Source organism: Caballeronia sp. LP006 (genome assembly GCF_031450995.1).
GTDB lineage: Bacteria > Pseudomonadota > Gammaproteobacteria > Burkholderiales > Burkholderiaceae > Caballeronia.
Genome location: NZ_JARTVW010000004.1, coordinates 512,697 through 529,008 on the forward strand (window position 1 = coordinate 512,697; position 16,312 = coordinate 529,008).

At 61.6% G+C, this 16,312-nt stretch carries 15 protein-coding genes; 4 read left to right on the forward strand and 11 right to left on the reverse strand.

Features of this window, described 5'->3' with window-relative positions:
* Positions 1-66: 66 nt before the first annotated feature.
* Positions 67-960, reverse strand: a complete 894-nt coding sequence (locus P9250_RS12455) for a 2-dehydropantoate 2-reductase (protein ID WP_310393307.1) — start codon at positions 958-960, stop codon at positions 67-69.
* 474 nt (positions 961-1,434) lie between these two features.
* On the opposite strand from P9250_RS12455, the gene P9250_RS12460 reads away from it, so the two are divergent.
* Positions 1,435-2,133, forward strand: a complete 699-nt coding sequence (locus tag P9250_RS12460) for a FadR/GntR family transcriptional regulator (RefSeq protein ID WP_244829648.1) — start codon at positions 1,435-1,437, stop codon at positions 2,131-2,133.
* A 149-nt stretch (positions 2,134-2,282) separates the two neighbouring features.
* Complete coding sequence (locus tag P9250_RS12465; RefSeq protein WP_244829647.1) at positions 2,283-2,756, forward strand: bacterioferritin; 474 nt, start codon at positions 2,283-2,285, stop codon at positions 2,754-2,756.
* Positions 2,757-2,815: 59 nt separating this feature from the next.
* On the opposite strand, the gene P9250_RS12470 is transcribed toward P9250_RS12465, so the two are convergent.
* The 9 genes from P9250_RS12470 to P9250_RS12510 all read right to left on the reverse strand — a co-directional run bounded on the left by P9250_RS12470 (position 2,816) and on the right by P9250_RS12510 (position 13,389).
* Complete coding sequence (locus P9250_RS12470; protein WP_244829646.1) at positions 2,816-3,472, reverse strand: peroxiredoxin; 657 nt, start codon at positions 3,470-3,472, stop codon at positions 2,816-2,818.
* A 257-nt stretch (positions 3,473-3,729) separates the two neighbouring features.
* Entirely contained in the window at positions 3,730-5,736 is a 2,007-nt protein-coding gene (locus tag P9250_RS12475; RefSeq protein ID WP_310393310.1) for an acyl CoA:acetate/3-ketoacid CoA transferase, read from the reverse strand.
* A gap of 68 nt (positions 5,737-5,804) precedes the next feature.
* Complete coding sequence (locus P9250_RS12480) at positions 5,805-6,641, reverse strand: shikimate dehydrogenase (protein ID WP_244829643.1); 837 nt, start codon at positions 6,639-6,641, stop codon at positions 5,805-5,807.
* Positions 6,642-6,721: 80 nt separating this feature from the next.
* Entirely contained in the window at positions 6,722-7,456 is a 735-nt protein-coding gene (locus P9250_RS12485) for an ABC transporter ATP-binding protein (RefSeq protein WP_250467084.1), read from the reverse strand.
* 50 nt (positions 7,457-7,506) lie between these two features.
* Entirely contained in the window at positions 7,507-9,450 is a 1,944-nt protein-coding gene (locus P9250_RS12490) for an ABC transporter permease subunit (protein WP_250526728.1), read from the reverse strand.
* A gap of 10 nt (positions 9,451-9,460) precedes the next feature.
* A complete protein-coding gene (locus tag P9250_RS12495; RefSeq protein WP_250526729.1) occupies positions 9,461-10,333 on the reverse strand; it encodes a branched-chain amino acid ABC transporter permease in 873 nt (290 codons plus the stop codon).
* Between the two features lie 90 nt (positions 10,334-10,423).
* Positions 10,424-11,644, reverse strand: coding sequence for an ABC transporter substrate-binding protein (locus tag P9250_RS12500; RefSeq protein WP_404989441.1), 1,221 nt, complete (start codon positions 11,642-11,644; stop codon positions 10,424-10,426).
* A gap of 346 nt (positions 11,645-11,990) precedes the next feature.
* Complete coding sequence (locus tag P9250_RS12505) at positions 11,991-12,746, reverse strand: anti-sigma factor (RefSeq protein WP_244829638.1); 756 nt, start codon at positions 12,744-12,746, stop codon at positions 11,991-11,993.
* Positions 12,736-13,389, reverse strand: coding sequence for an RNA polymerase sigma factor (locus tag P9250_RS12510; RefSeq protein WP_250493425.1), 654 nt, complete (start codon positions 13,387-13,389; stop codon positions 12,736-12,738). Before P9250_RS12510 ends, P9250_RS12505 begins: the two co-directional genes overlap by 11 nt.
* A gap of 298 nt (positions 13,390-13,687) precedes the next feature.
* On the opposite strand from P9250_RS12510, the gene P9250_RS12515 reads away from it, so the two are divergent.
* Together P9250_RS12515 and P9250_RS12520 are read left to right on the forward strand one after the other, a co-directional pair.
* The gene (locus P9250_RS12515; RefSeq protein ID WP_250467092.1) at positions 13,688-14,671 is read left to right on the forward strand and encodes a metallophosphoesterase; all 984 of its coding nucleotides are present in this window, start codon (positions 13,688-13,690) and stop codon (positions 14,669-14,671) included.
* Complete coding sequence (locus tag P9250_RS12520; RefSeq protein WP_250467094.1) at positions 14,668-15,078, forward strand: cupredoxin family copper-binding protein; 411 nt, start codon at positions 14,668-14,670, stop codon at positions 15,076-15,078. Before P9250_RS12515 ends, P9250_RS12520 begins: the two co-directional genes overlap by 4 nt.
* A gap of 25 nt (positions 15,079-15,103) precedes the next feature.
* Here the strand turns inward: P9250_RS12520 and P9250_RS12525 are convergent, their stop codons facing one another.
* Positions 15,104-16,198: a VOC family protein gene (locus P9250_RS12525; RefSeq protein WP_310393318.1), complete on the reverse strand. Its 1,095-nt coding sequence runs from the start codon at positions 16,196-16,198 to the stop codon at positions 15,104-15,106.
* Between the last annotated feature and the right edge of the window lie 114 nt (positions 16,199-16,312).

Sequence of the window (16,312 nt, forward strand, 5' to 3'; positions counted from 1 at the left end):
TTGTAGCGCTGACAGTTCTGCGCCTGCTACATTTGAGCATCAGGCGTGCCTGGCTCCCTTCGGCATTCAATCTGCCTTGCTCTCCACGAGCTTCACCAAAACATGCAGCATGCGATTAGCTGGCGTCGCTACACCGAGCGCATCGCCACGTCGCACGATCAACCCGTTCAGATGGTCGATTTCGCTGCGCTTGCCGCGCATCACGTCCTGAGCCGTCGACGAAAACTGGTTCGGCATGGTCTCCGCGATACGGCGCACGGCCGCATCCACATCGCCAGGTAAACTCACGCCTTCGGCACGAGCGACGGCCGTGCATTCATCGACGATATCGCGCATGACGCGCGTCACGCCCTCGCCCTTCACAATGCGTCCATAAGGCAATTGCGAAAGCGCTGAAAGCGCATTGTAGGTGCAGTTCAAGACGAGTTTGACCCACAGCGCGCCGCGCACGTTGTCGGAGATGTCGGTGGGCACGCCAGCGGCCACGAAGGCGTGCGCGACTTCTTCGCTCGCACTCGATGGTTCGATCACCAGTTCACCACGCCCGTGGTGCTTCATATGTCCTGGCCCTGCCATTTCGGACGCGACATAGACCACGGCCGCCGCCACTTCTTGCGGCACATACTCACGCAAGCGCTCGGCGTTCTCGACGCCGTTTTGCAGCGACAAAACCAGCGTATCGCGTTCGAGATGCGGTTTGAGTAACGCGGCGGCGCTTTCGGTATCGGTGGACTTCACGCAGAACAGCACGAGCTTCGCTCCTCGCACTGCGCTCGCTTCGGTGCTTGCCGCAAGCTGCACACGTTCATCGAAGGTTTGTGTTTCGAGACGCAGACCATCGCGCGTAATGGCCTCGACGTGCTGCGGCCGCGCGATCAGCACGACCTCATGACCCGCGCGCGCGAGCATGCCGCCGTAATAGCAGCCCACTGCGCCTGCGCCCATGACGGCTACTTTCATGTCCTTTCCTCGCTCTGTTGCGTTGTCGTTGACCGGTGACGCCGAGCAAATGCAGCGTCTATCGGTTCGGAAAATAACACATCGGCAAGCGTTGGCGTTCCATGTCGATACATGGCGGCAAGCCACTCGAATGCTTCGCAGACCGCATCGAGCTTGCCGACACGCTGTTCCTCGCAAACGCTTGCGCGAAAAACACTGTGTGCGGACGCACTATAGTCAGTCGTTTTCGTGATGAACCATATTGTTAAAACGTATGTGCGGGAGATACGCTCCGTCAAGCGGATCGACGATGCTGTTCATAAAAGGACGACCGCTACGGGATGGCTGATAACGGGGAGACCAGGTTGCGGCGAAGAAGCCGTGATCACCCAACGAAGAGTGGTACCGAGAGCAGAAACAAAAAGCAAAGCGGCAAGCCGCTCGGCGACGGGCGAGGCGCGGCAGAGGCTTGGGCGTTTTCACGAGAACAAAAACATGAATCATGGATATGAAACATCGCTCGTCAAGCGCGTGGTGAATCAGCTTGTCGCGAGCATCGTCAGCGGGGAATACAAGGACAACGTATTGCCTCCGCAAGTGATTCTTTCGAAGAAGCACGGGGTAAGCCGGACCATCATGCGCGAGGCGCTCAGCATTCTGATCTCGCGACGCATGCTCGATGTGCGGCCCAAGACCGGCACGCGTATCAAGCCCGCGAAAGAATGGCTCGTGTTCGATGAAGAAGTCGCCGACTGGCGTTTGCGCGCCATGCCCGATCAGGAATGCATGCGCCGTCTCATCGAGTTTCGCGCACTCGTCGATCCGCCCGCTGCCGCGCTCGCCGCCATACGCGCGAACCGGCATCAGCGTATTGGCATCAACGCGGCCTTTCAGCGGCTCGTCCATGCAGGCCCTTCGGAAAGCCTGCAATCTTCCGCTGAAGAAGCGTTGCAAGCCGCCATCATCGAAGCGAGCGGCGACGAACTGCTGCAGCAAATGGGTTGCGTGGTGCGCGTCGGCATCCGTGCGATGAAGGCAACCGTTCGCACGCAGACTGTCTCCACCGATGCGCAACTCGGCGATTATGGCAAGGTCGTCCGTGCCATCGAGACCGTCGATGGCGAAGGCGCGCGCTCCGCCATGTCGCAGGTGCTTTCGCGTGCGGCGTCGGTCTGGCTGGAAGAGACCGTCTGAGGCATAGCAGGAAGTTCGAAAGCCGTTGCCTTCCCGTGGACCGTATCTTGCGCGCGATTCGTGCGGCTTACATACGGCGTCGGCGTGACTACAATGGGTGAATGCCCTTTTCACGCTGAGCGTTCCATACTGGAAACACGGAGGCAAACATGGCGGAACTCGATAAGGAAGCAGTCGTCGGCGTGCTCAACCGGATTCTCGAATCCGAACTGGCGGGCGTCGTGCGATACACCCACTACTCCTTCCTGGTCTTCGGCTTCGGCCGGATACCGATCGTCTCGTGGCTGCGCGAACAGGCGGACGAATCGTTACTGCATGCGCATCAGGCGGGCGAATGGATCACCACGCTCGGGGCCTATCCGTCGCTTGAAATCGGTCCGTTGCTCGACAACCATACGTTCGATATCGCGACCATTTTGCGCGAATCGCTGCAATCGGAAAAACTCGCGTTGGATCTGTATCGCGATCTGCTGAAGATCGTGGAAGGTCGGTCGGTCGCGCTCGAAGAATATGCGCGACAGATGATTCAAACCGAGGAACTGCATGCCGGGGAAGTGGACAAGATGTTGCGCCGTCCCGGTGAAGTGGATACCGCGCCCGAACGGCGAACGGGACACGCATAAAAGAAAACGCGCCGGCCGCATCCACATGCATGCGGCCAGCGCGGTGTCGGCTCGTGTGCTTATTTCGGCTGCGCGACCGTGCGCAGATACGGCTTGAGCGTCTTGAAGCCTTCCGGATACTTTTTCTTGGCGTCATCGTCCGACACGGAAGTCGGGATGATCACGTCTTCGCCCGGTTTCCAGTTCACCGGCGTGGCGACCGTGTGCTTCGCGTTGAGTTGCAGTGCGTCGAGCAGGCGCAGCACTTCGTCGAAGTTGCGTCCCGCGCTCATCGGGTACGTAAAGGTTGCCTTGATCTTCTTGTCCGGACCGATTAGAAACACCGCGCGAATGGTCGCGTTATCGACCGCGGTGCGCGGGCCACCGCCGCTCGCGTTCGGATGAATCATGTCGTAAAGCTTCGCGACATTCAGGTCCGCGTCGCCGATCATCGGATAGTTGACGGCCGTGCCCTGCGTTTCCTCGATGTCCTTCGCCCATTGCGAATGGTTCGTTACCGGGTCGATGGAAAGGCCGATGACCTTGGTGTTGCGCTTGTCGAACTCGGGCTTGAGCTTTGCCATGTAGCCGAGCTCGGTGGTGCAGACAGGCGTGAAGTCCTTCGGATGCGAGAACAGAATGGCCCACTTGTCACCAATCCATTCATGGAAATGAATCGTGCCTTGGGTGGTTTCCGCGGTGAAATCGGGGGCTTCGTCGCCAATGCGGATGGACATGTTTGATCTCCGTGTTGAAGTAATTCGAAGCGCGTCCCGCTCGTCGTGATGACCGTGACGAAACGGCTTTCGATACGAATGCGCAATTCACTCGATGATTATAGTGTGCTTGCGATTCTCCTCGCGCGGCGGCCGATGGTCGCTCATCGACGTTTTCAAGCTTTGGTTATCTGTGCGCAAGCAAAGGCGTCCCAATCGAACGGCGAACGTGCGTTCCTAAAGTGTTTATCACGAGACGATATAAGCTAATAACCGCTTCAAGCCTGGCGGCTCTCGTGATCGCGCGCTTCCTCGGCGCTTTCGTAGATATAAGGCGCGACGCCGCGACGCTTGAGCGCATCGCCGAGTTTCATGCGCAGGAAACTGCTCGTGGTATAGCGCGTGACGCCGTCGTAGTGGTCGCCCACGAGTTTCGTCACCATCTCCGAATAGGCATCGAGCATATCGGGGCGAATCGAGAAATTGTCGTAGTTGACGATGGCATGTGGGCGCACCTTTGCGTTCGCTAGTTGCTTGGCAACTTCGCGGCGAATAGCTTCGACATCGCCAAGATTCTTCACTTCGTGCCCTTCGAAATTGATGAAGAACAGGTTCTTGCGCGCGTCGTAGCTGAAGCGCTCCGCAAGGTTCAGACCGAGCAGCGTATCGCGCAATCCCATGGGCGTATCGCGGAAAATGCGTTCGTCCATGAGGCGCGGCGGCGCGTCGATCACCGGCGTAAAACCCATCTGCGCGACGATGTCCCGCTCGATATCTACACCGGGCGCCACTTCGATCAGCGCGAGCCCGTCTTGCGTCAATTCGAACACGCAGCGCTCGGTGATATACAGCACCGTCTGCCCGCGCTCGAACGCATACCGGCCGCTGAACGTGCGATGCTCCACGGCATCGACGAACTTGCGGCAATCGCCTTCGCGGCGAATCACGAGCTTGCCGTCTTCCAAGCCGACATCGAGCTTGCCTGCGTTGAACGTGCCGACGAACACGACTTTCTTCGCCGCTTGGCTGATATTGATGAAGCCGCCCGCGCCCGCGAGTTTCGGCCCAAACTTGCTCACGTTCAGATTGCCGTCGCGGTCCGCCTGCGCAAGGCCGAGGAAGGCGATATCGAGTCCGCCGCCATCGTAGAAGTCGAATTGATACGGCTGATCGATGATTGCCTGCGTATTGGTCGCCGCGCCGAAATTGAGTCCGCCTGCGGGAATGCCGCCGATGACGCCGGGTTCGGTCGTCATCGTGAAGAGGTCGATGACCTGCTCTTCGTTCGCCACGCTTGCAATGCCCTCCGGCATGCCGATGCCGAGATTCACCACGCTATTGGCCATCAATTCGAACGCGGCGCGCCGCGCGATGATCTTGCGCTCGGTCAGCGCCATGGGTGCAACCGAACTTGCCGCAACCCGCAGTTCGCTCGAATAAGCCGCGCTATAAGGCTCGCCGAAGGTCTGCCAGTGATTGTCGGAACTCGCCACCACCACGCAATCGACCATGACGCCGGGAATCTTCACCTGCCGCGAGTTGAGGGTATTGGACTCCGCGAGCCGCTCGACCTGTGCGATCACGATACCGCCAGAGTTGCGCGCGGCCATCGCAATGCTGAGCGCTTCGAGCGTGAGCGCTTCCTTTTCCATCGTGACGTTGCCGTTGAGATCGGCGGTGGTGCCGCTCACGATGGCGACATCGATCGGGAAGGTCTTGTAATACAGATACTCCGCGCCGTCGATCGACATGACGCGCACGATATCTTCCGTGGTGCGCGCGTTGAGCTTGCCGCCGCCATTGCGCGGATCGACGAAAGTGCCGAGGCCGACCGTGGAGAGTTGCCCCGGCCGATGCGCGGCAATGTCGCGAAAGAGCTGTGAAATCACGCCCTGCGGCAGATTGTAAGCTTCGATGCGGTTATCGATGGCGAGCTTCTGCAACCCCGGCACGAGTCCCCAGTGACCGCCGATCACGCGCTTGACGAGCCCTTCGTGCGCGAGATGATTGAGGCCCTTGCCACGGCCATCGCCCTGACCTGCGGCATACACGAGCGTGAGATCGGCAACCGGTTCGCTGCCTTCGGCGTGGTCTTCGAGAAAGCGCGCTTCGAGCGCAATCGCCACTTCCTCCGCGAAGCCGATACCGACAAAGCCGCTCGTCGCGATGGTGTCGCCCGCATGAATCAGGCGCACGGCCTCGCGCGCGGTGACGATCTTGCCGCGCTCGACAAGCCGCGTGGACGAGGGAAACGGATGGCGTGTCGGTGCGCTGCTGGCGGTCATGGCGTCTCCTCGCTTGAGTCTTTCCCGGCGCGCGTCAGTGTTCGCGCGCGCGCGCTCGTCTTCTGCGTCTAAGCGTACTTGATCTGGGCGACGGCACGCAATTCGTCGGCGGTCGCCGTGCCATAGCCGAAGAATTCCAGGTACGCCGGGATCATCTCGAACAGCATGTCGGTGCCGACCTGCACCGAGCAGCCCTTGTCCTTGGCCGCGCGCAAGAGCGGCGTGTACTCCGACTTCATCACCACTTCGCCGACAAAGGTCGTGGGCGCGATGCGATCGATATCGAACGGCAACGGATCGCTCTCCTTCATGCCGAGCGGCGTTGCGTTGACGATGACATCGAAGCCTGCGGGATCTCTCGTGTCCGTACGCACGATGAGTTCCGGATAGTGATCGCGCAAACGCCCGGCGAGCCCTTCGACCGAAGCGGTGTTGGTGTCGAAGATGGCGAGTTCCGCCACGCCCGCCGCCGCGAGAGAAGCCGCAATCGGCGAGCCCACGCCGCCGCTGCCCAGCACCAGAACGCGCGCGCCCTTCAACGCGCGGCCCTTGCGTTCGACGCCGCGCACGAAGCCGGCGCCATCGAACTGGTCGCCGAGCAGCGTGCCGTCTTCGCGTTTGAGAATGGCGTTGCATGCGCCCGCAATGCGCGCGGTGGGACTCACTTCGTCCATCAGGCCGACGGTCGTGATCTTGTGCGGCATGGTGACGAGCGCGCCGCGCAGGTTGGTCAGCTTGAACAACTGCGGCACGAAAGCGACGTAATCTTCCGGTTTCACGCCCATGGGGACGACCACGGCATCGATGCCCTGTTTGTCGAACCAGGGGTTGTAGATCATCGGCGCCTTGAACGCTTCGGTCGGAAAGCCGAGATGGGCAATTACGGTGGTCTTGCCGCTGATCATGGCGACGCTCCTTCGAAGATGAGCGCGCAACGGTGCGCGCGACGCCTCCATGATAGTGCGACTTGCCTGCCCGCGGTTCTTTAATGGCTCGCGCCGAGATAGGCCGCCTTGACCGAAGGATCGTTCTTCAGTTGCTCGGCGGGGCCGTGCGTGGCGACGCGGCCGTTCTCGAGCACGTAGCCGTAGTCCGCTACGTTGAGCGCGGCGGCGGCGAACTGTTCGACGAGCAGCATGGTCACGCCCTCGTCTTTCAGGCGCGCGATGATGCGGAAGACTTCATCGACGAGAATGGGCGCAAGGCCCATCGAAGGTTCATCGAGCAACACGAGGTCGGGGTTCAGCATGATGGCGCGGGCCATCGCGAGCATTTGCTGTTCCCCGCCCGAAAGCGTGCCCGCGAGCTGATTGCGGCGCTCCTTCAGGCGCGGAAACAGTTCGATGGCGCGTTCGAGATCGGCGGCCACGTCGCCTTTCGGACGCGCCCAAGTCAAGCGCGGAAACGCGCCGAGCAGCAGATTGTCCGTGACCGACATGGTCGCGAAAACGCGTCTTCCCTCCGGCGAATGAGCGAGGCCGAGGCGCGCGATCTTGTGCGAATCCATGGCGTCGATGCGCTTCGCGTCGCTGCCGATGCCCATGGTGATCTCGCCTTCCGTCGGCCGGATCATGCCGGAGATGGCGCGCATGGTCGTCGTCTTGCCCGCGCCGTTCGAGCCTATCAGCGTGACGACTTTCGCCTTCGGGACATCCAGGCTGATGCCGTGCAGCACTTTGACCTTGCCGTAGCCTGCGTGGAGATTCTTGATTGTCAGCATCGCGTGTCGCTTCGTCGGATGATCGGGTTGGCGTGATTGGCGCGTTGCGTTCATACGGCTTCCGCCGCTTGTCCGCCGAGGTAAGCCTCGATCACCTTCTCGTTGGCCTGTATTTCGGCGGGCTTGCCCTCCGCGATCTTCTGCCCGAAATCCAGCACCGAAACCGTGTCGCAAACACTCATGACCACATCCATATGATGCTCGATGAGCACCACGGTAATGCCGTGATGCCGCACCTTGCGAATGATCGCGACCAGTTCGCGGATATCCGGCGCGGTCAGGCCCGCAGCGGGTTCGTCGAGCAGCAGCAGTTGTGGATCGAGCGCGAGCGCGCGGGCTATTTCAAGCAGACGCTGCTTGCCGTAAGGAAGATTGCGCGCTTCCTCGGCCGCTGCATGTTCGAGTCCGACGAAGCGCAGCATATTGAACGCCCGTTCGCGCGCCGCGCGTTCTTCACGCTTGTAGCGCGCACTCATCAAACCTACATCCGCGAAGTTCGAACGGAAGGTGTGATGCAGGCCGACGAGCACATTCTCCAGCGCCGTCATCTCGCCGAAGAGCTGCACGTTCTGAAAGGTCCGCGCGATGCCCGACAGCGCGATCTTCGACGACGTGCGTCCCGCGAGCGACTCGCCTCGATACTCGATTGCACCCGCGGTCGGCACGTAGATGCCCGTGAGCACGTTCATCATCGTGCTCTTGCCCGAACCGTTCGGACCGATCAGGCCATGGATGGTGCCGCGCCTGACGGTCATGTTCACATCGTTGAGCGCCTTGAGACCGCTGAATTGCATGAGCACGCCGCGCACGTCGAGAATGGTGCTTGCTCCTTCGGTCGTGACGGCGGCGACGGCGTCGTCCCGCTGGGTCTGCATCGCCAGTTCCTGCGTGTCGACCTTCGTCACGCGCACGCGGCCCAAATTGAGCGTCTTGCGCACGAAGCCGACAATGCCATCTTGCAGGTAATACACGACGAGCAGAATCATCAGGCCGAAGATGGTGAGACGCCAGTCGGTGAGCGCTTCTATCCAGAAGGAAAACGCCGCAAGACCGGCTGTGCCGATGACGGGAATCGCCACGCGTTGCAGCGTCGTGGTTTTGCGAGCCAGGGCGAGCGCCGCGCCCGCAACGACGAGCACCGCAAGCGCGGTTGCCACGACGCGGAAGTTGGAGATGTCGTCGAGCAGCTTCGGCAACAGCACGATCACCGTCGAACCGATGATCGCGCCCGTGCGTGTCTTGCGCCCGCCCATGATGATGGCGAGCAGGAACAGAATGGTCAGCTCGAAGTTATACGTGTTCGGCGAGATGTACTGCTCGGAGTACGAGTAGAGACAGCCCGCGAGCCCCGCGAATCCCGCGCTGATGACGAACGCATAGACCTTGTGCCGATACACCGACACGCCCATGCAATCCGACGCAATGGGGCTATCGCGCAAGGCTTCGAAGGCGCGCCCGAGATGCGACTTGAGCACGCGATGCACCACGATCAGCGACACCACCAACAGTGCCGCCACGAGCCAGTAGTACTGGATTTCGTCGAGCTTGTGACCGGCAATGGTCGGCTTGGGAATCTTGAGACCCATCGGACCATTGGTGAGGAAGTCCATCTCGTTGATAAGTATCTGGATGATGGTGCCGAACGCGAGCGTCACCATGGCGAGGTACGGACCCGACACGCGCAACGCGGGCAACGCCAATATTGCGCCGAAAGCCGCCGTCACCACGATGGCAAGCGGCGCGGTCAGATAGAACGGCAAGCCGAGCTTGATGAAAAGCACGCCTGCCGTATAAGCGCCCACGCCGAAGAGCCCCGCATGGCCAAGCGACACTTGCCCCGTGTAACCCACCACGATATCGAGCCCGAACAGAAGGATCGCGTAGATCATGATGGTTTCGACGAGGTGGATGTAATACGGATTGCCCGATACCACCGGAAAGATCGCGACTGCGGCGAGTCCTGCGAGCGCCGCGACTATGTTCTTTGCTTTCATGTAGGCGGCCTCAGACTTTCTTGATCGCGGTCTTGCCGAAGAGGCCCGCAGGCTTCACCGCAAGCACGATCAGCAACAGCACGAGTCCCGGCACGTCCTTGTAGCCGGTCGAGATATAGAAGCCCGTCGTCGTCTCCGCTATACCCAGGATCATTCCGCCGACGATGATGCCCATGCCGCTCGACAAGCCGCCGATGATCGCGACAGCGAACGCCTTGAGGCCGAGCACCGCGCCCATGGTCGCGCCGGTAAGTGTGAGCGGCGCGATCAGCACGCCTGCGAACGCCGCCGTCAGCGACGACAACGCATACGAGAACGTGATGACGAGCCCCGTGTTGATGCCCATCAGCGCGGCCGCATCGCGATCGTTCGCGGTGGCGACCACGGCCTTGCCGAAGATCGTCTTGCGGTTGAAGAACTCCACCGCGAGCATCATCACGAGCGCGCCGCCGACCACGAGCAGTTCCATCGGCAACACGTTTGCGCCGAACACCTTGAGCGGCGCTTCGGGCAAGGGCGACGGAAAACGCAGGTCGTCGCGGCCCCAGACGTTTTCCGCGACGTTCTTGAAGATGATGCCGAGCGCGATGGTCGACATGATCCAGCCGAACTCCGACTTGATCTTGATGGCGGGCCGCACGCCGATGCGCTCCACGAACGCGCCCTGCACGAGCCCGAAAAGACACACGACCGGGATCATGAGCCAGTAGTTCACGCCCGCCGAAACGAGCGTGAGGCCGACGAGCGCGCCGAGCATGAGAGCATCGCCCTGGCCGAAGTTCAGCGTGCCGGAAGTGGCGAACGTCAGTTGATAGCCGAAGGCGATGACGGCGTAGATCATGCCGAGCGCGATGCCGCTATATATGAGCTGGAGAAGGATCATCGTCGGGCGTCAGGGCGGCGTGGGATGCTCGATTGAAAAAGAGCCCGATCTGCGACCGGGCCCTGGAGAGACAACAGCGGCGGCACGGCGTTAGTTCGACGCCGTCGTCTGCTTGGTGCGAAGCGTGCTGCCGCCCTTCTTGTCCGCGTCGTAGGCGTAGATCACGCGGCCGGCCTTCACTTCGCCGATCACCGGAACGTTCGAACTGATCGCTTCGTGATCGGTCTTGGTGAAGGGCTTGTCGTAGACCATGACCACGCCTTCGACCTTCGTCGTGAGGTTTTCCAGCGCTTCCTTCACCTTCGGACCATCGGTCGAGCCGGCTTGCTTGATGGCCGCCGCGAGCAGATAGATCGAGTCGTAGCCTTGCGCCGCCGACACCGGCGAATCGATACGATCGCTCTTCGGCTTGAACTCCTTCACGTAAGCGTCGATGAAGGTTTTGCGCTTGGGCGTGTTGGCTTCCTGGATGAAGGTCTGCGGCATGCGCGCGCCTTCGCCGTTGTTACCCGCGTTGTCGATGTAATTGGCCATCGAAAGCGTCCAGCTGCCGATGAGCGGCACCTTCCAGCCGAGCTTGGCCATGCCGTTCGCGATCTGCGCGAGTTCCGGCCCGATACCGTAAGTCAGCACCGCTTCCGCGCCCGCTTCCTTCGCCTTGAGCAACTGGGCCGTCATATCGACGTCCTTGATGTTGAACTTCTCGACCGCGACGGGCTTCACGCCCTTGGCCGACAGCGCCTTTTCCAGATCCTCGCGGCCGAGCTGACCGTAGTTGGTCGAATCCGCGAGAATGGCGACCTTCTTGAAGCCGCGCTTGGTGATGGCTTCCTCGACGATCATCGGCGCCTGGATGCGGTCGGCGGCGGCGTTGCGGAATACGTAGTTGTCGGGCTGATCGTCGAATTGCTTCGTCACGACCGTGCCCGTCGCCACGTTGTTGAAGACCGGAATCTTCGCTTCCTGGAAGAAGCGTTGCGAGGCGAGCGCCACGCCCGTGTTGATATAGCCCACGACCGCGACCACTTTCTCCTTGTTGATGAGTTCCTGCGCGATCTGCACGCCGCGTTCATTCTTCGCTTCGTCGTCGCGTTCCACGAGCACGATCTGCCGTCCCAGCACGCCGCCCGACTTGTTGATCTCGGCAGTGGCGAGACGCACGCCGTCGCGCATGGAGACGCCCATCGAGGACGAACCGCCGGTAAAGGGACCGTCCACGCCGATCTTGATCGGATCCGCGGCCTGCGCGAGGCTCGCGCTCAATGCAAAGACGCCGAACGCGAGCGCACCTGCGATGCGCTTCATCTGCATGCCCATATCTGTCTCCGTCGCTTGAATCGTTATGTGATGAGGTCGGCTTTGCGCATGCCCTCGCCGCTCGTTCGTTTCGGTGCATCGCTCGAACGGCAATTTACGAATGCGGTGATCGATATTAGAAAATTGTAAGGATCAGACCATATTCGGACATACCCGAACAGCACGAGCGTTAGCGCACTCCCGACGCGACGTAATGTGCGACGGGATGGAATAAACCCTTAGTCAGGTAGATTGCGGATGCGTAAGCGCATCAGCGCGCGTGCTGCAAAAAAACGCGCGGCTTCCCTAAGGAACGCCGCGCGCAACTTGCGCACGATTGCTCGTTTGATCGCGGCCCGGCTTAACGCGGCGAGCCTGCCTCGATAGCCTGCACGAACTGACGCATGACCGAGCCGGAGGCATCGGTGACGGCCCAGAAGGTCATGCCGTCGCGATTCCAGCGTGCGAGCGCATAACCGTCGTCGGATTGCGTGACGGCCGCCGCCCCTTCCTTCGTGTCGAGCGATGCGCCGCCCTTGCCCGAGGGAAACACGTACACGTCGATCGGATGCTTCAGATAGCGATACACCACCACCGCCACCGGCCGATGATTGACGTAATCGAGCCTGCCGCCGACCAGCGCGAAGCCCGGCCCGGCCGGATCGATGACGGGCGGCGCATAGTCGATACGTCCGTTGAACCAAGGCTTCACCGTGTGCTTGTCGCTCGACAGCACGTCGATAGGCCGGTCCGACATCAGTGAACGCACGTGACTCGCGACGATCTCCTGTGCGAGCGGATCGCCCGCACCACTCACGCCATGCGGCACGGCCTGAAACCACAGCATCGCGCCGAGCACGAGCGCGGCCAGCGTGCCGCCCGCGAACGCGCCGCCGAAGAACGGCACGGGCGTGGCGAACCATCGCCACGAACGGGCCGAGCGTTCGCTCTGCTCGTCCTGCTGGTTTCGTTCGCGCGCGCGTTCCCGCACCTTGACGTCTTCCGCTTCGGCCCGGATGCGCGAGAGCACCTGAGCACGCAAATGCGCGGGCGCGCGATGAGTCAGCGAGCCGTCGATGAGCCTCGTTGCGAGCGAGGCGGTGTCATTATTGTCCATTGCCCGACTCCTCAAGACCCGGCCCCGTGCGACGCACGAGCCGCATGCCCGGTTTGTCCTGCGCGGCGTGCACGGCGAGCGCCAGCAACTTGCGGCCGCGCGCGAGCCGTGACATCACCGTTCCTATCGGCACGCCCGTCACGGCGGCCACTTCCTTGTAACTCATGTCTTCCAGCTCTCTCAGGACCAGCACTTCACGAAACGGAATGGGCAAGGTTTCGAGTGCGCGATGCACGATATGCACCTCGTCCTTGCGTACCGCAAGCGTTTCCGGGTCTACGCCCGCTTCCTCGGACCAGCCGGGCAGCGCTTGCTCCCCGGCGATTTCTTCGTCGTAGGGCGTCGCGTCGGCGAGCTGCACGCGGCGGCGCCATTCCGTGAACCACGTATTGCGCACGATGGCAAAGAGCCATGCACGCGCGTTCGCTTCCTCGCCCTCCTCGAAGCCGCTGAAGAAACGAAAGGCGCGCAGATAGGCTTCCTGCACGACATCGTCGGCGTCGCTCGGACTGCCGGATAGCCAGCGCGCGAGGTTGTACGCGGCATCGAGATGCGGCATGAATGTCGCCTCGAAACGCGCGTCCACGCCCGCCGCCTGTGTTCGGCTTTCCGCGGACTTATCTGCTTTCGACCTGGGCCACATCGCGCGGGTCTCCTTGGGAACAGGGTTCGACGTTTTCGTTACCTGGCAACGCCCTCGTCACATGTACTCGCCCTGGGCGCGGTTTATTCCCGCCGAAGCGGCGTAATCGAAAAAATAAAATCGACAAGATGAATCGGGAATATCGCGACGCTCTCGCCGGTTCGATGGACGGATGCCGCGCAGCTTCAGCACTCGAACATGAACGCGCCGGCTTCACGCCCATGCATCGTGCCGCCATGCGCGTGAGCTTCAGGAAACCATTAAACGCGGCCGCATTGTTCGTATTCAAGGAGTGCGCATGACACACGACCCGAAAGACCTGCCCGACGCGCAGGAACTCGACGACCACGGCAAGCGCCGGCGCACTGCATTGTCCTGCATGGCCTGGGCCGGCGCGGGCGTGCTGTGGACGGTGAGCGGCGGCGTGCCGGTGTCGAGCATCATTTCATCGGCGCAGGCGGCTGAGAAGAAGACGAGTTCGTTCAGCTTCGTGCAGATCAGCGACAGTCACATTGGCTTCAGCAAGGACCCGAACACGGAACCGACGAGCACGCTGGAAGAAGCGATCAATCGCGTAAGCGCCATGCCGAAGCAGCCCGCGTTCATGATTCATACCGGCGACGTCACGCATCTGTCGAAGCCCGCCGAATTCGATACCGCCGACCAGATCATCCGCAAGGCGGGCATGCAGGTGCACTACGTGCCGGGCGAGCATGACGTGCTGGTCGAGGACGGCAATCCGTTCTTCTCGCGTCTTCCCGCACAATACGGCAGGAGCGGCGACCGGCACTGGTACAGCTTCGACGAAAGCGGCGTGCATTTCATCGGCCTGACCAATGTCATCGACCTCAAGGGCGGCGGTCTCGGCTTTCTCGGCGATGCGCAACTCGCCTGGCTCAAGGCCGATCTGCAAGGACGATCGAGCAGCACGCCGATCGTCGTGTTCGCGCATATCCCGCTGTGGGCGCTTTATCCGCAATGGGGCTGGGGCACCGACGACAGCGCACAAGCGCTCGCGCTCTTCAAACGCTTCGGGTCCGTCACGGTGCTCAACGGCCATGTGCATCAGGTAGCGCAAAAAGTGGAAGGCGACATGCGCTTCTATTCGGCCATGTCCACCGCGTTTCCGCAGCCTGCGCCCGGCGCCGCATCGGGGCCCGGACCGATGAAAGTCGGCGCGGACAAGCTGCGCTCCATGCTCGGTCTGCGCGAAGTCACGCATGTGCAGGGCCGCGAATATCTCGCCGTCGTCGATACCCCGCTTGCAGGAGATAAGGCATGAACGTCGCCACGCTCGCGAGCTATGTCTCGCCCTCCAGATTGCGTCCTCTTGCCGGACGCGTCGCGCGTCAGGCCGCGTTTGCGCTCGTCGTCAAGGGACTCGTCGGCATCATTCCCTCGGCGTGCGCGGAGCAACCCGCGCAGCAGATGGTGGCGATGAATACGCCGACCATCAGCATCGACAATTTCGCTTTCAGCCAGCCGAGCGTCACCGTGCCGGTCGGCACCAAGGTGACGTGGGTGAATCATGACGACATGCTGCATACGGTCGCGGACGAAGCGAAGTCATTCAAGTCAGACCCGCTCGACAGCGGCCAAAGCTACTCGCATGTGTTCGACAAGCCCGGCACTTACAAGTACTTCTGCTCGCTGCATCCGCATATGACGGGGACAATCGTCGTGCAATGAGCGCGCGGGCACGTTCGCCTGACGCTCAACCGCGTGCCTTCGCGATGGCGCTCAGATTGCCTTCGCCGAAGCCGTGATGCCCGCGACGCTCGACGATCTCGAAGAACATGTCGCCCGGCTCGCGCTCGGCGAAGGTTTGCAGGAAGAGTTGCGGCGTGCCGTCCGGCAGAATCTCGCCGTCCACGAGAATGCCGCGCGCACGCAGCTTGTCGATATCGAGTCCGTGTCCGGGCAGGCGTTCGTCGATTTGATCGTAGTAACGCGGCGGCGGATTCAGAAAGCGCATGCCGCGCGCCATGAGGGCATCGACGGAAGCGAAGATGTCTTCCGATGCCAACGCGATATGCTGCACGCCTTCACCTTCGTGATCGGGCAGATACTGTTGCATGAGATCCGTGCGATACGTGCCTTCCTCGTACACCGGAATGCGGATGTTGCCGCACGGCGAAACCGTGACCGCGGAGTCCTGCGACACATGCCAGTCCGGATGCACCTGATGAATCTCCGAGAAGTGCAGCACTTCGCGGTAGAAATCGAGCCATTCGCGGATGCGGCCCGCGCCGACCGTCTGCGTGAAGTGATCCACTTCGAAGAGACCGGTGCCGCCTGGCTCGGCCTTCGCGCCGGCAATGGGCCGGAAATCGATGTCGTAGATCGTGGACACGCCGCTATCCTTGCCTGGCCAGTGATCAACGAAATAAATGTGCGAGTCGCCAATACCCTGAATGGCCGGAATGGCCAGCTCGTTCGGGCCGATCTTCTCGCCTTCGAAATCCCAGGCGCCGAATTCGACCGCGCGCTCGTGAGCGAGCGCCGCGTCCACCACGCGAATGCCGATGGCGGCAATGCCCACGCCATGCGATTCGGCGAAGCGCGACGCGAAGGAATCCGGCTCTGCGTTCAGGAGGAAATTCATGCTGCCCTGACGAAACAGCGTGACCGCCTTGCTGACATGCTGCGCGACCGGCACGAAGCCCAGCCGCTCGAATAAAGCGGCGAGGCCCTGCGGGTCCGGGCTGGAAAACTCGACGAACTCCAGCCCCGCGATGCCGAGCGGATTGTCGCCGACTTCGGAATCGGGCATCGCGCGGGCGGGGGAAGTGGAGTCGGGCTGGGTCATCGGCAAAGTCCTCAATGGTCGGGCGGGTTCTCGGACGTGAAACTACCACAGCGATGGCTGCCTGTGCTCACGGCCGATAAACCTGCCGCTAGAGTAGCGGCAGCGCGATCATCG

Coding starts and splice junctions, on each gene's coding strand:
- P9250_RS12455 (WP_310393307.1), bottom strand. CDS start 960: ATGAAAGTAGCCGTCATGGGCGCAGGCGCAGTGGGCTGCTATTACGGC.
- P9250_RS12460 (WP_244829648.1), top strand. CDS start 1,435: ATGAATCATGGATATGAAACATCGCTCGTCAAGCGCGTGGTGAATCAG.
- P9250_RS12465 (WP_244829647.1), top strand. CDS start 2,283: ATGGCGGAACTCGATAAGGAAGCAGTCGTCGGCGTGCTCAACCGGATT.
- P9250_RS12470 (WP_244829646.1), bottom strand. CDS start 3,472: ATGTCCATCCGCATTGGCGACGAAGCCCCCGATTTCACCGCGGAAACC.
- P9250_RS12475 (WP_310393310.1), bottom strand. CDS start 5,736: ATGACCGCCAGCAGCGCACCGACACGCCATCCGTTTCCCTCGTCCACG.
- P9250_RS12480 (WP_244829643.1), bottom strand. CDS start 6,641: ATGATCAGCGGCAAGACCACCGTAATTGCCCATCTCGGCTTTCCGACC.
- P9250_RS12485 (WP_250467084.1), bottom strand. CDS start 7,456: ATGCTGACAATCAAGAATCTCCACGCAGGCTACGGCAAGGTCAAAGTG.
- P9250_RS12490 (WP_250526728.1), bottom strand. CDS start 9,450: ATGAAAGCAAAGAACATAGTCGCGGCGCTCGCAGGACTCGCCGCAGTC.
- P9250_RS12495 (WP_250526729.1), bottom strand. CDS start 10,333: ATGATCCTTCTCCAGCTCATATATAGCGGCATCGCGCTCGGCATGATC.
- P9250_RS12500 (WP_404989441.1), bottom strand. CDS start 11,644: ATGCAGATGAAGCGCATCGCAGGTGCGCTCGCGTTCGGCGTCTTTGCA.
- P9250_RS12505 (WP_244829638.1), bottom strand. CDS start 12,746: ATGGACAATAATGACACCGCCTCGCTCGCAACGAGGCTCATCGACGGC.
- P9250_RS12510 (WP_250493425.1), bottom strand. CDS start 13,389: ATGTGGCCCAGGTCGAAAGCAGATAAGTCCGCGGAAAGCCGAACACAG.
- P9250_RS12515 (WP_250467092.1), top strand. CDS start 13,688: ATGACACACGACCCGAAAGACCTGCCCGACGCGCAGGAACTCGACGAC.
- P9250_RS12520 (WP_250467094.1), top strand. CDS start 14,668: ATGAACGTCGCCACGCTCGCGAGCTATGTCTCGCCCTCCAGATTGCGT.
- P9250_RS12525 (WP_310393318.1), bottom strand. CDS start 16,198: ATGACCCAGCCCGACTCCACTTCCCCCGCCCGCGCGATGCCCGATTCC.